Source organism: Arthrobacter sp. SIMBA_036 (genome assembly GCF_046535135.1).
GTDB lineage: Bacteria > Actinomycetota > Actinomycetes > Actinomycetales > Micrococcaceae > Arthrobacter.
In genome coordinates, this window is record NZ_JAWRXG010000105.1 from 1 (window position 1) to 291 (window position 291).

The 291-nt window shown below is 68.0% G+C and carries 1 pseudogene; it reads right to left on the bottom strand.

The window, feature by feature from the left end:
* Positions 1-291: pseudogene (locus tag SB659_RS19310) on the bottom strand (ATP-dependent chaperone ClpB); the annotation flags it as partial.

Consider the following 291-nt stretch of genomic DNA (forward strand, 5'->3'; position numbering starts at 1 on the left):
GTCGCCCTCTTGCTCGTACTTCTTCTGCGACGAGCGCAACTCGTCGAACTTTGCCTTGAGGGCACCCCCGCGGTTGCGGCCGGCCTTCTCCGCTTCCCACCGCGCGTTGAGGGCGTTGAGCTCTGCCTTCTTGTCCGCCATGTCCGCGCGGAGGGCAGCCAGCCGCTCCACCGAGGCCGGGTCGGTCTCGGTCTGCAGCGCCAGTTCTTCCATGGTCAAACGGTCGACGGCGCGGCGGAGCGGGTCAATCTCTGCGGGCGCGGAATCGATCTCCATGCGCAGCCGGGACGC